General features: G+C 48.1%; 9 protein-coding genes. 3 read left to right on the forward strand and 6 right to left on the reverse strand.

Going from position 1 to position 17,092, the window contains the following annotated elements; genetic code table 11:
* Positions 1–214 precede the first annotated feature (214 nt).
* Complete coding sequence (locus tag ABD031_RS00120; protein ID WP_425542697.1) at positions 215–1,714, forward strand: peptide MFS transporter; 1,500 nt, start codon at positions 215–217, stop codon at positions 1,712–1,714.
* Between the two features lie 289 nt (positions 1,715–2,003).
* Here ABD031_RS00120 and ABD031_RS00125 read toward each other — a convergent pair whose 3' ends face one another.
* The 4 genes from ABD031_RS00125 to ABD031_RS00140 all read right to left on the reverse strand — a co-directional run bounded on the left by ABD031_RS00125 (position 2,004) and on the right by ABD031_RS00140 (position 10,117).
* The gene (locus ABD031_RS00125; RefSeq protein ID WP_343847745.1) at positions 2,004–5,048 is read right to left on the reverse strand and encodes a carboxypeptidase-like regulatory domain-containing protein; all 3,045 of its coding nucleotides are present in this window, start codon (positions 5,046–5,048) and stop codon (positions 2,004–2,006) included.
* 592 nt (positions 5,049–5,640) lie between these two features.
* Positions 5,641–7,869 (reverse strand): hypothetical protein, encoded by a 2,229-nt coding sequence (locus tag ABD031_RS00130; protein WP_343847746.1) that lies wholly within the window; start codon positions 7,867–7,869, stop codon positions 5,641–5,643.
* A gap of 10 nt (positions 7,870–7,879) precedes the next feature.
* Positions 7,880–9,274: an MBL fold metallo-hydrolase RNA specificity domain-containing protein gene (locus ABD031_RS00135; protein ID WP_343847747.1), complete on the reverse strand. Its 1,395-nt coding sequence runs from the start codon at positions 9,272–9,274 to the stop codon at positions 7,880–7,882.
* A 12-nt stretch (positions 9,275–9,286) separates the two neighbouring features.
* Positions 9,287–10,117 (reverse strand): LOG family protein, encoded by an 831-nt coding sequence (locus ABD031_RS00140; RefSeq protein WP_343847748.1) that lies wholly within the window; start codon positions 10,115–10,117, stop codon positions 9,287–9,289.
* A 199-nt stretch (positions 10,118–10,316) separates the two neighbouring features.
* On the opposite strand from ABD031_RS00140, the gene ABD031_RS00145 reads away from it, so the two are divergent.
* Positions 10,317–11,885 (forward strand): S8 family serine peptidase, encoded by a 1,569-nt coding sequence (locus ABD031_RS00145; protein WP_343847749.1) that lies wholly within the window; start codon positions 10,317–10,319, stop codon positions 11,883–11,885.
* Between the two features lie 143 nt (positions 11,886–12,028).
* Here the strand turns inward: ABD031_RS00145 and ABD031_RS00150 are convergent, their stop codons facing one another.
* Complete coding sequence (locus tag ABD031_RS00150) at positions 12,029–12,220, reverse strand: hypothetical protein (protein ID WP_343847750.1); 192 nt, start codon at positions 12,218–12,220, stop codon at positions 12,029–12,031.
* Positions 12,221–12,440: 220 nt separating this feature from the next.
* Here ABD031_RS00150 and ABD031_RS00155 point away from each other — a divergent pair, with 220 nt between their 5' ends.
* Positions 12,441–15,206 (forward strand): carboxypeptidase-like regulatory domain-containing protein, encoded by a 2,766-nt coding sequence (locus ABD031_RS00155; protein WP_343847751.1) that lies wholly within the window; start codon positions 12,441–12,443, stop codon positions 15,204–15,206.
* A 107-nt stretch (positions 15,207–15,313) separates the two neighbouring features.
* Here the strand turns inward: ABD031_RS00155 and ABD031_RS00160 are convergent, their stop codons facing one another.
* Positions 15,314–17,026, reverse strand: coding sequence for an amidase (locus ABD031_RS00160; RefSeq protein ID WP_343847752.1), 1,713 nt, complete (start codon positions 17,024–17,026; stop codon positions 15,314–15,316).
* Positions 17,027–17,092: the final 66 nt, after the last annotated feature.

The raw sequence follows: 17,092 nt of genomic DNA on the forward strand, positions 1-17,092 counted from the left end.
TTCGTCAGGTTTCCCGAGCTGCCTTTTAAAACACTGGTTTTTTTTCATTCTGTAACCTTGTCTCTCAGCCGCCGTACGGGTAAAATTTTTTAAACAAGAGCCAAAAAAGTTTATCATTGCAGTTCTGTTTCATTAAAAAAATAATTGATTCTTGGAAAAACTACTTAACTCAGAATTTTCGGGGCCGACTGCTTTTGGACATCCTAAGGGGCTGATGACTTTGTTCTTTACAGAAATGTGGGAACGATTCAGCTACTACGGCATGAGAGCTTTGCTGATCCTGTTTATGACCAAAGCCATTGTGGATGGAGGTCTTGGATTTGACGACCAAACAGCCGGCGCGGTCTATGGACTTTATACCATGGGCGTGTACCTCTTAGCCTTACCGGGCGGATGGCTCGCGGATCGTCTTATTGGACTGAAAAAGTCGGTATGGTACGGTGGGATTATCATCGCCTTGGGCCACTTCATGATGGCTATGCCGGGTATTGAGACTTGGATATATGGTGCCCAGAGTTCGAAAGTTGCGCTGAGCACGCTGGATACCACTTCCTTTTTCTTGGGATTGATTCTGATTGTGATGGGGACTGGATTGCTGAAGCCAAACATCAGCTCCATCGTAGGGCAGCTGTATCCGGCGGGCAGTTCAAAAAGAGATGCCGGTTTTTCGATTTTCTATATGGGCATCAACCTCGGCGGATTTATCGCGCCGATCGCCTGTAGCACCGTCGCGGAATTTGACATGCACATGGGTTTTGGACTCGCCGGCCTGGGAATGGTTTTGGGCTTGATCCAATATCGACTGACAAGCAGCACACTTGATGGCTACGGTGAAGCACCTGTGGTAGTCACTCCTCAAGAGATCGCTTCTAAAAAGAAACTGAGATCTATCACTTCCATGATCGGCTTAGTTGGTGTAGCAATCATCGGTATTTTGTTTACGGGTGTGATTCCGATCGATGCTCCGGCGATAGCAGGGGCATCGGGAACGGTCATTGCGATTGTAGCATTTGGCTATTTGGGCTATGTGATCCTTTTTGGAGGATTGGTCAAGTCCGACAAAAACAAGGTGGGAGCCATTGCGATCCTGTTTGTTTTCTCGGCGATGTTTTGGTCTGGTTTTGAGCAGGCGGGTTCTACTTTGAATCTGTTTGCAGAGCGATTTACAGATCGGACGATTTTGGGTTGGGAGATTCCTACCGGCTATTTTCAATCGATCAACTCGTTGTTTATCATCATTTTCGCTCCGGTGTTTGCAGCGCTTTGGATCTGGCTGGGGAGAATTCACCTGGAGCCGAGCTCCCCGCTGAAATTCACCTTTGGACTCTTATTGCTGGGCATCGGCTTCTTCGTGATGTACTTCGCAACCAAGATCGCCGCTTCCGGAGAGTTGGCCGCGCCAAGCTGGCTGATTATCACCTACATGTTGCATACGTTTGGTGAGTTGAGTCTTTCTCCGGTTGGACTATCTTTGGTTACCAAACTGGCACCAAATGGCTATGCAGGTCAAATGATGGGTATCTGGTTCTTGTCAATTGCATTGGGTAACCTTTTCGCAGGCATCATTGCAGGCGAAGCGAGCGGGGGAACCGAAGAAGGATTGGCCGCAATGCCTGATCAGTTTCTGATGATCGTGTACACGGTGATCGGGTCGGCTCTGGTACTGTTCCTGCTCAAACCGGTACTCCGGAAGATGATGGGTGATGTCCACTAAGGCACTTGCCTGAGAAATTTCCAAGGAGCCTCTGAATCGATTTGATTCAGAGGCTCTTTCCATTTTATCCTTTGGAAAAAGAGGTGGGTATTGGCCGCGGAATAGACCTTCAAGGATTTTCAATTTTTCAACAGGAAATCAGAAGGGAAGAAACGTAAAGTCCAGCAAACCTGGAGGCAAGACAACCGGATAATCGCAAAATTTCCAGGATCTTACCCAGCATAAAACTTTCAGAAATGAAAAAAGCCATCCCTTTCGAGATGGCTTTGATCGGCTGATTCCGGGTCGTTTAATTGAGAAATTCGTCAAATGTCAAGCTCACATAGTACATCGTTCCGACAGTCGGGTTACCCCAAGCCTGACGGTATCCGCTTGAACTGAACAGATTGGATCCTCCGATCTTCAGGATGGACTTGATGCTTTTTAGCTTGTAGCTCACCTGCGCATCGAATGTGCTAAATGACGGCATCACAGAGAGTTGCTGAGATGATACTGCTGGACTTACAAAGGAGGATTGCCAAACAAAATCACCCTGCCATCTGTAGGAAATCCCAAATCCAAGGTTGTCAAACACTTCTCGGTTAGCGAAGCTAAGGACATAGCGGTACTCGGGAGTGTTGAATGATGGCTGGAAACCTGTCTCTGCAAGTTCATCCAGATTAGAAAGTGTATTGTAGGAGACATTTCCTCCCAAAGAATATCCTTTTGGAAGTTTGTAGTCCATGCCTAAAGCCCAGCCCCAAGATTTGATGATCTCAGCCCGGTTTACTGGAACTGAATAAACATTTCGCCCCCCTGGACCTACTCCGATTAGATTAAGTCCGGTGATAGGGTTTGGTCCCTGTGCGCCCGTAGTTGCGTTACCGTCCTGAACCAAGACTTGGCTTCCATTGAAGTTTTCAAATCGGTTGAAGTAAGCATAGGCATCAACCAGGAGTCTATTAGCAAACAGACCTTTATACCCCACTTCAAAAGATTTGACCACTTCTGGCTTGAAGTCGGTGGATTCATACGGAGTCAACTTATCCAGGTTTGCGTTAGAGGCATTCACCGGCACAAGCTGCGCTGCAATCTGAGGAACCAACTGAGGAGCCAAAGCTGCAATTGCAGCAGGCGCTTGCTCAGGTGGGATTTGGCCCGCCTGGACTTGTTGAGTCACGATAATGGTCGCTTGAGCGATGGCGAGTTGAGTCGCTTGTTGAATGCTTTGCTGATAGACCGGTGAGCTTGGTTGGGTGTCAGCCTGCACGCCTGCTCCAAAATTGGTGACGGTTGCAAGGCTATAGACAGGATTTGAATTGAAGTTATACCGATCTCTGAAAAAGGGAAGACCGCCCAAGAGTCTCGCCTGAGGTGTCCTTAAATCGATGTATTGGTCCTGGGTTGTAGGAATTCTAAAGCCTGTCTGATAGGAGGCTCTGAAATTATGATTCCCAACTGAGTAGACTCCGGAGACTCTTGGAGACCATTGCCCTTCGAAATTTTCATTTTTGTCATACCGAAGAGACGCCGTTAATTTAAACTTGTCGTTTAAAAGCAGTTTGGAGCCCTGGAGATAGCCGCCGTATTCGTTGATTTTGAATTCTTCACCATTTTCATCTGTCGCAAAAAGCGTCTTCTCAGAGTTCAAGGCATAGATCCTATAGTTAGCACCCACAACGAAATCAGCCCAGGTAATGTCCTTGAACTGATAGGAACCCTCAAAGTGGTACAGGTTGGTTTTGTCCACAAACTGAGCTCCTACGCCGGTCGCATCTCCTGGAATTGGCTTGGAAGTGACTTTTGCTTTTGCCGCTTCAAACTCTGCAGTACCAGGCATAAAACGGCCTTGGTCTGCAAATCCTCTACCTGCAGTATGAGCAGTGGCATCGTCGGCACCTTGCAATTTGGCCTGAACAAATGCCCCCACATACTCTGGAAACCATTGCGTGCTTGCTTTCCATTCTTCGTTGATTCCCTGAGCAGCGATTCCGACAGCAAATGCATCTCCGGATCTTTCCTGGGTCGTATAGGCTCTCAAAAACCAGTTTGAACCTCTGAGTTCTGCCTTGTATTGACCCAAACTAAAGTTGGCAATCGAATACCGGTCAGCTCCCGTGTAGACAGTAGTTCCGAATCCATAGTTTCCCTGCAAAATTGCCTCAACACGGTCGTTTAATCTATAATGAAGCGCTGCGTTTAGTTTCAGAGATTTGGTATTGTAGTCTGCCAGCTCGTTTTCTGCATAGCCCGTTCTGGAAACAAATTCGCTGGGCACCAATCCCAAAGCTGCGGAAGGCAGAACACCCGCAGCTACCATTTGACTGGCAACACTGGACATGTTTACGTTGGTTTCGTCCCCGTAGATATTGACGCCATTGTATGCCGGATTGTTAATTCTGTTGCCGCTCTCGATGGTTGATCCATTGAGAAGAGATTGATCTCTGAAGTCATTTGCCTGCCAATCATCAGCAGCGAGGTAGCTTAGATTCACTTTGAAAGCAAATTTGTCATTGATTGCTTTTGCGTATCTGGCGCTGAAGTCGTAGAAACCTGTGTTTGGACTAGTTCTTGAGTCTTCATTCATAATCCCGGTTTTCACGCTGGCGGATAGCCCCTGATACTGAAAGGGATTCTTGGAGTTCATCAGCAAAATTCCGTTGATAGCATTCGGTCCGTAGAGTGCTGAAGACGCACCGGGAAGCAGTTCGACGCTTTCTAGATCCAGCTCAGAAATACCGGCAATGTTTCCGACCGAGAAGTTCAATCCAGGCGCCTGATTATCCATTCCGTCGATCACCTGGACCGTACGTACGTTGCCGTTGGAATTGAATCCACGCGTGTTGAAAGATTTGAACGTTAGCGACTGCGTGCTCATCTCCACACCTTTGAGATTGTTTAGCGCGTCGAAGAAACTAGCCTGCGGCACTTCTCGGATAGCGATGATATCCATCTTTTCCACCGAGACCGGAGACTTCATGATACTTTCCTCAACTCTCGAAGCCGAGATCACGACTTCCTGTCCCATGATGGAGCTTTCCTCCAGTTCCACTTTGAAGTTGGAAATACCACCGGTAACCTCTACCTCAGTGGTGGTGAAGCCAACCATCGAGAACACCAGTGTGAAAGGGGGATCCTGACTGACATTCAGCGTAAAATTTCCTGAAAGGTCGGTGATGGTACCGATCACCTTTCCCTTCACCAGGATGTTTACCCCAACCAAAGTCTCTTTGGTTTCTTTGTCAGTTACAGTGCCGGAGATGGCGATTTGGGCATGTACTGTGCTGGCTCCTATTGAGGCCAAAATCATCAGTGTAACTACTGCCCCACAGAATTTTTTTGTAAAATTTCTCATAGGCTATAATGGATAATTAGTATGACTGGCTAATAGGGTGACTAGCCGTTTTCCTGATCGAAATTTATGTTAAAAACCCAATTGACAAGGTTTAATCTTTGAAATTTGGGGAAAGAGATTTCCTGGGAAATTGCCTAGAAACGGAAGCAGAGCGCTTTTATAAGCAAAATCTGAAATTTCTAGGTTGATATTTTAGAAAATTATAGTCAACCCGTTCATTTTATTAGAAATTCCGAAAATCATTTTTTTTCCATTTATTTTTCATTTTCTAAGAAAGCAAAATGACGACAAAAGATGTGGTAGTTTATTGATGACGTCATTTTTGAATTTTGAACTTGGTATTGTGCTGGAGAAATTCCAATAAATCTAAATCCTGCTAAAAAAAATTATCCTATTGTATTGAAAGACTTGAGTTTATCTGGTGAGAAAACAGTAGTTTGGACATCGCCCACCTTGTCTGCTTCCGACATATCTTCACTAAAAATCAATTAGCGTATGGCAAAAGGATGAAAACAACAAAAAAGCCCAGAGTCGGTGGATGACACTGGGCTTTGAGGTTTTAAGAAAAATGGACTGGTGTGGGAAGAAGCTTTTACCTCCTGCGTCCCCCTCCGCCCATGCGAGCGCCGCCACCTCCTCCACGATAAGACCCGCCGAGATTTCCTCCGCGATTGGATTGCTGGAAGCTGTTGTTCTGGGTGGCACTTCGCTGGCGATTTTGATAGTCACGGTTCATTTGCGAGGGCTGATTGTTGGTTTGCTGCCAAGAGTTTCCCTGGCGTTGGCTCCAGTTGCCGCTGGCATCCCGGTTGTAAACATTACCATTTCGGTCAGAATACACATCCCGCGTACCTGCGCCAGCCATACTGCCGCGATTAGCGGGCTGCTGGGAAGTGGAAGGTCGCGCACTTGGAGTGGTATTCGCGCGATTTCTCTCGTTGGTTGATACACCGGGTTGGTTGGCCGGTCTTTGACCGGCGGTCGGTCTATTAGATGCGGTTCCATTTCCACGATCGCCACGCTGAACGTCCCGGGTAGAGACATCATTCCTCTTGTTGTAGATATTGTTGGAGCGGTCAATGTTGATGTCACCATTGTTGATGAAGACATTGGTGCCATAGCCGCCGTGGTGCCCATAATACGGAGGTCTGTAATGTCCAGGCCCCCAATAGCCACCACCACCGCCGTAGAATCCGAAGGTGAAGAAACCGTAGCTCATGCTGAAGCCCATGCTCCAACCCGTCCACGGATTGTAGTGCATGCTGAATCCAAATGTCACCGGACGAGGATAGTAGTAGGGGCCGTACCATGGATTGTAATAATATCCCGTGCCATAGACGACCGTCGGACCATAGACATAGCTTCCCATATAGCCTGGAGTGTAGCCTACATAGACTACTTCCGGCGTGCTTTCATAGACGTACACATATTTGACGTTGTAAGCCGGGGAGCTGGCAGGGATGTCTTCGACATCCTTTGGTCGCTCGTCACTGACTTTCCAAGGGCCCTTGGCATCATCAGAGACAAACCAGACTCCGTTGTCAACTGCGTAATAGTTCTTGCCGGATTTCAGTACGGTTGTTTTCGTATTCATCGCCAAATCCAGCTTGGTTCCTTCAATTTGCTCAAATTTAGGTTCGCCGTCGTAAGTCACTTCCAGCTTGGCTTTGGCTCTATCCACCTTGGCGGTCTGAGGAACTTGAGCGTCATGAATTGCGTCTGTGCTCGCCTTGGTTCCAGGTACACTAGCCAGCACTCCGCCTTTTGGTGAAGTCTCGGGGATTTTTGCAAATTCCGCCGGAAGGGTGTCAGCAGGGAGATACTTCCAAGGCCCTTCTAAACTGGCGGAAAAATACCATCTCCCGGACAGGAGCAAGTAGTATTTTTGATCAGCGATGTATCGGAAAATGTTGTCATCGGAGTTGGACATGTAAAGCAAGTCTGTTCCATCGACGTTTGCAAAGTCAGCCTTGCCATCCGATTGGATGATCTCTGCGGGAGTGGTGCTCGAAATAACCTTTTTCGGAGCTTTTGCCTCCTTGTTTGGCTTTTCAGTTTGCTGTTCTTTGATCTGCTTGTCCACCGCAGTGATGGACTTGGGAAGCTTGCTGGTGAGTTCATAGCCTTCTTTGACACTGGAAGACACATACCAGCCTTGACCTGCATACAGGTAATAGTTTTTGTTTTCAGTGGCTTGAATGATCAGGAAGGGGGTGTTGATCACCCGATCCATCTTCAGGTCTTTATCCTGTTGGGTTTTTGGCTCCCCGTCGAAAAGAAGAAGGAGGGTAGGCTCTTCCGCATAGAAAATCTCCGGCGCTTCATTGTTGAGTCCCTCACTCATATTGATCTGCTGTTCGATCTCGATAGTTGCATTGATTTCGTCAATGGTAGACTCAATCCCCCAAAGTGGAATTTCCGTTTCCAATAACGTTTTCAAATTGGTGATTTTAGTTTGATCGTCCACGCCAGGTAGCTTGACGTCTGTGATTTTTATGCTTTCCAAAGTGACTTTTCTGGTGTCCCGATCAGTATGGATGATCGCTGAATACCAAAATACTCCGAAAATCAATTCGCTTCCTGTTGTTTCTTCGACAGAAAATGCAGCGCGTCCCTCGATGTCGTTTCCTGTCAGACTTTCGGGCTGGGGCTGGTAAACGGTGATTTTTGCGCCATTTTTCGCAAAAGCATCTTTCGGCCAATTTGCCTGTGCATAGCTGACTGTAAATGCAAGTAGGAAGAGAATGGCTGAAATAGCCATCTTGAGTTTTACCTTTTTATCAATCCCAAGTTGATGCTTGGTCGTGAGTTGTTTATCCATTTTGTCAAATTTAAATTTCAATTTCATCTCCGATTTCCGGTATCTCCGGTCGGATTCCGAATTTCTCCTCCATCAATACGGCCAATGCGCTTCGTGCCTGGTCTTCCCCGTGAACCAGCGCAACGCGTGGTTTGGAAGGAGCCAGATAGGAAAACCATTCAAGCAATTCCGATTGCCCCGCATGCGCGCTGAATCCGTTTAGCGTATGCACTTTTGCATTCACGGGAATCTCCTCTCCGAATATCCGTACAACGGGATGTTTGTCGACAAGTTTTCTTCCCAAAGATCCATGTGCCTGAAAGCCGACAATCACCACGTGTGTGTTGGGATCCCTGAGTCCATGTCGGAGGTGGTGGAGAATTCGTCCGCCGTTGCACATCCCTGCACCTGCCAAGATCATGCAAGGGCCTTTGAGTTCGTTTAGACTTTTTGAGTTTTCAGCACTTGGAGTTGGGATAAAATACTGCTCATCGACGGGGAAAGCACCTTTTTTCTTTAAGAGCTGAAATTCCTCGTCAAGTATGTCCTGGTGATTTCGATAGACTTCGGTCGCTTTGATCGCCATAGGGCTGTCAAGGTAGATCGGGAAGGGTTTGACCTTTCCCTCATTATAGAGTTCTGCCATGTGATACATTAGCGTCTGAGCACGACCGATCGCAAATGTCGGAATGAGGATTTTGCCGCCTTGTTCGCTGATTTCTGTTACGATCTGAAAGAAATCAATCAAGGTCTGCTCATAGGACTTGTGATCCCGGTCGCCATAGGTGGACTCCATGAATACCATGTCCGCCTGTTGAAAATGCTCAAAAGGCCGAAGCAATGGCAGATTCAAGGGGCCGAGATCTCCGGAGAAAGCAATGACCTTTTTCTTGCCGTCCTCTGTCACGATCAGCTCTATGCTGCCAGATCCGAGCATGTGTCCAGCTTCGATCCACCTTGCCGAAATGTCCTCGGTGATCGTGATGAGTTCATCCAATGCCACTGCGTGATTCAATACCTTCATCGCTTCCACATGCTCCGGTGTATAGAGTGGTTCCACCAGCGGTTCGCCGGGTACCCAATGTTTTCGGTTTTGACGCTCGGCATCGGCATCTTGCAGCCTGGCAGAATCTTCGAGAATGATTCGGCTCAGCTCGAGCGTCTGGGCGGTGCTATAGATTGGCCCGGAAAATCCGTGCTTGATCAGGAGCGGAACCCGTCCCGTGTGGTCTAGGTGACCATGGGTCAAAAGAACCGCTTGAACCTCGCCGGGTCTTGCGCCTTTGGGCAGAAGATTTTTTTCTTCGGAATCCCTGCTTCCCTGAAACATCCCGCAATCAATCAGAATGGCAGATTTTTCAGTTTTGACCAGGTAGCACGAACCGGTGACTTCGCCACCGGCGGCACCAAAAAGTTTGATTTTCATCGAATTTTGGGTTTAAGATTGTCTAGGTTTCAACAGGGACTTTTCTTGATCGAGGATCAGTTTCATGTCTTTTGGTAGGCTTTTCAATACCAATTCCACCGCTTCTTCCGGCGTATCCACAATTTTGGAGAAGCCGATTTCCTCGGGGGTAAAGACCCCGTTGTCGGCAAGGTAGCTGATGTAGTTTCTTAGACCAGACCAGAATTCCTTGCCGACCAGGATCAAGGGGAAACGACCGATTTTTTTGCATTGTATCAGGGTGGCGGCTTCGAAGAGCTCATCCAGCGTTCCCAACCCGCCCGGCATTACGACGTAAGCACAGCTGTACTTTACGAGCATGGTTTTCCTCACGAAAAAGTAATCGAAATTGATCGTGTCGTCCACGAATGGATTAGGTGCTTGCTCGTGAGGAAGGATGATATTGAGCCCGTAGGATTTTCCGCCTGCTTCGAAAGCTCCTTTGTTTGCAGCCTCCATCGCGCCCGGGCCACCGCCCGTCAGCACGGAGAATCCAGCTTCCGCAAACGCTTTTCCGGTTTCTCTCGAAGATTCGTAAAAGGGCTCACCGGGTTTAAATCTCGCGGATCCGAAGATGGTCACGGCGGGGCCGATGTGTTGCATTTGTTTGATCGCTCCCTCAAACTCCGCCTTGACTTTATCCAGTCGCTCCATCTCTTTTTCATAAGATCTGGAATGCTGCAGAAAGTCACGCTCGGGTGATACAACCGCTTCGACTTCGCTGGGAAGCTCATAGTTCATCTGGGCTTTTTTCCAGTGTTGTTCCCAGGATTTTTCCCACTCTTCCGGACTGATTGCTGGGGATTCTTGGTTGTTCGGTGTCATATTTTATGGATTAAATATCAGTTTTGTCTCTCTGCAAGCTATCCAATGTCTTTAGTAGATTTTATGATTTTTATCAGGCTAGGACAAGGTGGACGGCTCCGAAGCACACTGGAATACAGTTTTTCCTTGCATCTTTTTTTTCCGCCCAGCGATAAAGCGTTAACTTATTGATGATCAATTCATCTAACTCTTTTTAGACATGTTTTTAAAAGTAAAATTCAACCTGATTCCTGTCTTGGGAATTCTTTTCGTTTTTTCCTGTACCCAGGAAGAGATACCGACAAGCTCCCTTTTGGAGCAAAATGAAGCTAGTGTTGAGCTCATTGCCAGCTCGGAGATTGACAAAATCATTCTCAAATCAATTCAGGAAACCGGCGACTTTGTCTGGATGGATCAGAGCGACCTGCTACTGTACAGCGCGCTGTTGCAGGGGGATTCGATTCTGACGATCGGATATCAACCTGCCGGGCAATCTCAAGCCAACGCGAGGATTGGGCTAGACGATGTGACCGACGAGTCTTGGAAGGCGTCCGCGTCGCTGATTCTCAGTATGATCTCGGAGACCTTGGAGACCAACGGAAATTCTGCCGCTCGGCTGAAAGATCCGGAAGCGACCATTCACGAATCGCTACCTTATCTGGAGGTGAAAATCTCCGAGTTTAGCGTGCTGCTAAACCTGCGAAAAATGCCAGAGGTTCGCTATTTTGAACCGATTGGATATCAATTCAATTATGACTTACTCAACGGTGATAATCCTTACGGCAGGATCACCAGTGACTCTGGATGCGAAAATGACCCGCAATCAAACCTTTCCGCTTCTGACTATTCCATCGTCAGTCCGGGAGCCAAAGCTTCCTGGAACTATCCCCAAATGGGCATCAGTCAAGCTTGGACTATGAGCACCGGAGCGGGGATAACGGTGGGAGTGATTGACACCGGGTTGTCTCCGGATCAAGCGCTCTTCGGTACTGCCTTTAACTCAGGGCAATCTTCAGGACGAACAGTCCAAAAATTTGGAACGTACAAGACCGGGTTTCTGTGGTGGAAAAGCTACGACGGGCCCAACGACCAATGTGGTCACGGAACAGCGATGTCCGGGATTGTGGCTTCTCCGCGCAATACCTCGGGCGCTGCTGTCGGCGTTGCTTACAACTCGAATTTGATCTCAGTCCGAGGTACAAGCGATGTGATTTTTAATACTACAGATGAAAAGAATGGGGTGGCAGAAGCTTTGGTTTTACTGGGAAATAGGTCTGACGTGAAGATCATCAGCCTGTCTATCGGGGATGTTTTCTCCAATTCAAAAGTGGCTGATGCGATCCGTTATGCCTACAATCGCGGCAAACTGATCTTTGCGGCTGCTGGCACTTCGACCTCCTTTACCAATTGGTTTGGTGTGATTTTCCCTGCTACGATGGCTGAGACGGTGGCTGTGACGGGAGTCAAAGAGGGGAGTGGCTATCAGCGATGCGATACGTGTCACTCTGGCTCCAAAGTGGAATTTACGGTGGTGATGGAAAGATCCGGAACAAACACCAAACCAATCACCTTGGCGAGTAGCGGTAATATCCCCTCGACTGTCGGCGGCTCTTCTGTCGCGACTTCGACGGCGTCTGGAATTGCCGCTTTGGTTTGGGCAGCAAATCCCGGTTGGACGAGAACTCAGGTCTTGGACAGATTACGGACAACATCGGATCTGTATCCCAGCAGGAACTCCCAGTATGGCTTTGGAAATATGGATGCAGCTGCGGCGGTTGGGGTATATTAGCGCAAAGCACGATTTATGAACTTCGATTTACGATGCTTCGAAAGTCAGACGAGGCACTCTGACTTTCGAGGCTTTGCCTTCTAACTTTGCCAGGAACTACGGGAGCAGCTCCATGTCTAACGTCTTGATACTAGATACTTTTTTCATTTTACCCCCAAAATCCGAAACGGCAGCATAAAAATATTTCTGATCAGATCGAAACTCAGCTCCACGGCAAAGCCTAACAATCGAAAGGGAAGCAGCAAAAGCCAAACGATGGGGTAGAGGAATAGTGCGATGATGGCAATGGGCCAGCAAAGAATAAATAGAATGCACCAAAGAAGGAAAGTCAACATTGAAATTGAGGTTTGGGTACCAGAACTCAAAAGACGTTCCAAGTGGAGAAAAGTGCTTTTGTGTGAAATCTAGGCGGTCACATGTAAGCACCTGTTCTGAAATCGAACAGTTGAGAAATGTTTTTGAACATTCGCGATCTGGTTTTTCAGTTTCGGGGAAAGTTTAGAGAAATTCATTAGTTTAATGATCCATACCACCCAGAACCCAAAACTGTCCTCAATGCGCAAAATTTTAATTGCGTTTCTTTTTTTGCTTACGCATTTGGCGACTGCCCAGACCATCACCGGTGTAGTGACCGAAAAGGGCTCCGGACTTCCTCTGCCGTTTGCCAACGTTTTCATCAATAACTCCACGCTGGGCGGAGCAACCGATGCCGACGGGAAGTTTATCATCCGAGGCAAAATCCCGGAAGAGTTTGATCTGGTCGCGTCTTTTGTTGGGTACAAGACCGTCTCCAAAATCATCCAGAGAAAGGGACGTGAGGCTGTTTTTCAAGCGTTCGAACTGGAGTTTTTAGAAGACAATCTCTCGGAAGTTCAGCTGAAAGCCAAGCGGGACAAAAGCTGGGAGCGGAAATATAGAATGTTTAAGGAGGTTTTTTTAGCGGTGCCCGATGATCCTTATGGTCGTGACATCGAGATCCTCAATCCTTGGGTTTTGGATTTTGAAAACGTAAAACCACCCAAAGGTTTCAACTATACCAAAGCGACCGCACAGCTTCCGTTGAAAATAGTCAACAAGGCTTTGGGCTACGAAACAGATTTTTACCTGCAGGATTTTCGAATGCTACGAAATGCGTCGAGATTTTACGGGCAGGCGTTTTACAAGGAAATGGATTCGGTCGATTCCTTGGCCGAAGTGCAATGGAAAAACGCCAGAGAGTTCGACTACAGCAATTCGATCCGCTTCCTTGCCTTGTCGCTTTTGCTGAGAAATAGCGGCGCGCAGGGATTTGAACTTTACCATGTAGTGCCGGAGTCTTCTCTGAGAAATCGTACCAATGATTTTACCGAGGAGCTCAACAAATCCATTGAGCTCCTGACAGTGAATGCCCTGTACAACAAGCCGCAGGGCAATGGAGTCTACCGCATATATCTGCCGGGCAGGATCGAAATTCATCACATGGACAAGCCTTGGCCCAGTGACTACTACACCAATATTTATCACGCGATCTCCTGGATGGATGCTCCTACGGGCTATTTTGATGTGGATCGCAATGGCACATTGATCAATCCTACCCAGCTGATTTTGTCCGGATATATAGGAAGGCAACGGCTCGCCCGCTCGCTGCCTTTGGACTTTGTGCCGGATTCTAGTTTCTCCGGTGGGTTTTCGGAGCAATTGGTAACCTTTCAGTCTCGGTATCAAAAGTTGAATACCCTGCGGGAAAAAGCGTGGCTCACGACCAATAAACCATTTTTTTATCCAGGTGAGACGCTGTGGTTTGGCGGCAAAATGACCTATCAAAATGCCAGCAATTCAGATAGTTTGAGCAGGGTTCTCTATGTCGATCTTATCGATTCTAAGTTTCAAAAGGTAAAGGAAGAGGTATTTAAAATAGAGCAGGGGAAGATTTCCGGAGGAATGGTACTTGACAAGTCGATTGCTCCGGGAGATTACCTATTGCGTGCCTATACCCGATGGAATCTGAATTTTCCCGAAACTGATATTTTTCAGCTTTCGGTTCCAATACTTGCTGAGGGATTCTATCCTGCGTTGCCGGCGAAAGAAGAGGAATCGCTATATGGTGAGATTGCGATCCACCACCACGTCGAGGTACAGGATTCGTTGAATTACCGAATGCTGGACTTGGAACTGGCATTTAGCGATGAGTTTGAGAATCCTGTCGATGCGGAAATTGTCTTCTCTGCCCTGGAAGGAAGTATTTCGCCCGATTTGGATGATAAAAGCCGCTTGGAACACGCACTTGACTGGATCGATGTGGCACTACCCGAGACCTTCGACAGCGACTTGTCGCAACAGATTGAGTATGGGATCTCGGTTGAGGGACGATTTTTTCCGGACAAAAAGAAGGCTTCAGCCGCCACTAATATCTCCGTGGTCAAAGGCGATCTTGAGGATTTTGGAACCGTCTTTTCAGATTCTTTGGGCAGATTTTGGGCCACAGGGCTCAGTTTCCAAGATACAGCGCAAATAGCAGTGGCCGCATTGGATGATAAGCTACGACCGTTTGGCAGTGTAGAATTGCTGCAGTTCCAAAGACCGGGATTCCGGGGATCTTTTCCTAAGCTGGATTACGAAGTTAGACCGCTGCCAGTACCTGGGGAACGTTTTTTGGACAACTCGGGCGATTACATTTTGCTGGAAGAGTTTGTGAAAGAAGAAGCGAAGGAACGGGAAACGATGGCAGATCGAAACTATGGTTATGGCGAACCTACGCAGCAGGTGGGGCCAGAGGAGCTTGAAAAGATGACCATGCCTGAAATTTGGGGTAAGCTGCGATTTAGAGGGGGAAAGTTTGGGAACTATACTTACGGAGAAAAGGTCGGCACTCCACTGTTGATCATAGACGGACGGAGTATGCCCTTTTTGAGTGCGTTTGACTTTGGGGAGATATTGGATTCTTATGAGCCCTCACAGCTTAAGTCGATCAAAGTCTATTCGGACAATATCAGCAAAAGCATTTTTGGGATGGCAGGGTATGCAGGAGTAATCATGATTGAGACCAAAAATGGGGAGCGAACCGGCGCAGAAAACGATCGGAAATTTAACTCCGAAGGATTTCAGATTTTTCACGTCCGAGGATTTTCGAGCTTTCCAGAATTTCCCAGAAATCCTCCCTCAGATCAATATTTGAAAAGAAAGCCCACGGTGTATTGGGATCCCGCAGCTAGGACGAGTAGTGGGGCCTATAAAGCAAGAATCAAAGTGCCCTATGGCATGGATCGTATCAACTTGCGGGTGGACGGAATGACACTAGACGGTGAGGCATTTTATCGGGTGACTGTGGTGGAGCTGAAGTAGGGTAGCGCCCGGAGAAACAGGTGCAGCGCATTGGCCAGCATATGTTGACGTGATAGCAAGATCGAGATCAAGCTGCAGCAACTCTGGCGGGCGTGGCAGAGTGTGGTTTAGTTTAGACCGTCGTTTTCGACCGCTTCCATGACTCTTCGATCTTCAGTAGTCGGACCTGCTTTGACACCGGTCGGTACCAATCCATGATAGGAATAGGCCTGCTGAAAAGCCTCCGCCACTTGCAGAAGCTTTGCTTCGTCAAAATAGTTGGCAAGCAAGGTGATTCCGGTAGGCCTGTTTTTCTCATCGAATCCTGTCGGCAAACTCAGAGCCGGATGGCCGGTGAGGTTGGTGATTAGCGACTGATTGAAGCCGGAGGTCGGGGAGAGGATTACGTCATACTCCTGGATCATCGCGGTAAACTGCTCGATCAACTCCGCGCGATGCCGATTGGCCTGTAGGTATTCTACAGCGGGAATAAAACGGGCCTGTCTCAGTGAGTTGGCTCGGGATCCACCATGCTGCTCGACCATCTCATCCACGCCGCCACTTCTGACCAGCTCGTCAAAGAACGCTCCAGCTTCGGCTCTGAGGATGATGTCAAAAACTGAAAAAGGAAATTCCTTGGGCAACTCCAGCGGATGGAGTTCGATTCCCATTTGCTTGAATTCCTCGATAGTTTTGGTGAGATCAGGGGAGACGTTGCCGGAATCCGGTTCGAAGAGTTTTTGGAAATAGCCGATCTTCAGTCCCTCGATGCCGATTTTGGAGGAATAGTCAAATCCCGAAGGCTTGACTGTTTTGTCCAGTCCGTCTTTTCCCCGGATGTAGTCGTAGACGACCGCGCAATCGACAGCTGATCGTCCGATCGGTCCGACTTTGTCCATAGACCAGGACAGCGTCATAAAGCCATGGCGGCTTACTGTTCCGAAAGTCGGCCTCAAGCCGGTGACGCCACAGCGATGCGAAGGAGAGATGATCGACCCCAAAGTCTCCGTGCCGATGGCAAAAGCCACCAGTCCGGCGGAAGTTGCCGAGCCAGATCCAGCGGATGAACCGGTTGCACCTTGACTGAGATCCCAGGGGTTTTTTGTCTTGCCACCAAACCAAACGTCTCCTCTGGCCAAGCTGCCGGAGACGAGTTTTCCCAGCAGTACAGCGCCTGCTTCTTCTAATTTTTTGACTACCGAAGCAGTCTCATCAATGACTTGGTCTTGATAGGGAGCTGCACCCCAAGTCGTGGGATATCCCGGGACAGACGCCAGATCTTTTACGCCATAGGGTATTCCATGCAATGGCCCGCGATAATGGCCGCTGGCAATTTCTTGATCGGCCTTTTTGGCCTGAGCCAAAGCTAAATCTTCCGTCACAGTGATGAAGGACATCAGCTTGGAGTCATGGGCCCTGATGCGATCCAGATAGAGTTCGGTCAGTTGAATGGCGCTGATCTTTCTGTGTTTGATTAGAGAAGCGAGGTCCAAGATGGGTAGAAAGGCGATAGACTCGGGGTCACTCGGAAGGGCAACGTTATCAGGGATCGCCCAAGATTGCACGGGACTTTCTGCAGAGAAAGTGAAATCAACCGGAAAAGGGTCGAAATAAAGAGCGGGCGCAGTTTCGTTGGGAAGTTCAAATTCCCGCATTTTCAGGTAACCGGATCTATTTCTTTCCAAATAGCTACGCATGGTGTCAATGGCAGGACGCTCAAATTCCAGACCTATCAAGCGCTGAGCGGTCTTGACTTCTTGCCGGGTAATGCCACCCTTCTTCTTGGTACTTACACAAGCGCAAAGCAGCAAGGCCGTGACCCAAATCGCGTATCTATTCATATCCTGAAAATAGAGGGATTTCATCTCCTAGAACAAAAAAATGTGCCAATGGACTTAAATAGGGCT

Source organism: Algoriphagus jejuensis (genome assembly GCF_039523455.1).
Classification (GTDB): Bacteria; Bacteroidota; Bacteroidia; order Cytophagales; family Cyclobacteriaceae; genus Algoriphagus; species Algoriphagus jejuensis.

Bases quoted from the DNA above. Each gene is read 5' to 3' on its own strand.
- ABD031_RS00120 (WP_425542697.1), top strand. From the start codon at position 215: ATGACTTTGTTCTTTACAGAAATGTGGGAACGATTCAGCTACTACGGC.
- ABD031_RS00155 (WP_343847751.1), top strand. From the start codon at position 12,441: ATGCGCAAAATTTTAATTGCGTTTCTTTTTTTGCTTACGCATTTGGCG.
- ABD031_RS00125 (WP_343847745.1), bottom strand. From the start codon at position 5,048: ATGAGAAATTTTACAAAAAAATTCTGTGGGGCAGTAGTTACACTGATG.
- ABD031_RS00135 (WP_343847747.1), bottom strand. From the start codon at position 9,274: ATGAAAATCAAACTTTTTGGTGCCGCCGGTGGCGAAGTCACCGGTTCG.
- ABD031_RS00130 (WP_343847746.1), bottom strand. From the start codon at position 7,869: ATGGATAAACAACTCACGACCAAGCATCAACTTGGGATTGATAAAAAG.
- ABD031_RS00145 (WP_343847749.1), top strand. From the start codon at position 10,317: ATGTTTTTAAAAGTAAAATTCAACCTGATTCCTGTCTTGGGAATTCTT.
- ABD031_RS00160 (WP_343847752.1), bottom strand. From the start codon at position 17,026: ATGAATAGATACGCGATTTGGGTCACGGCCTTGCTGCTTTGCGCTTGT.
- ABD031_RS00150 (WP_343847750.1), bottom strand. From the start codon at position 12,220: ATGTTGACTTTCCTTCTTTGGTGCATTCTATTTATTCTTTGCTGGCCC.
- ABD031_RS00140 (WP_343847748.1), bottom strand. From the start codon at position 10,117: ATGACACCGAACAACCAAGAATCCCCAGCAATCAGTCCGGAAGAGTGG.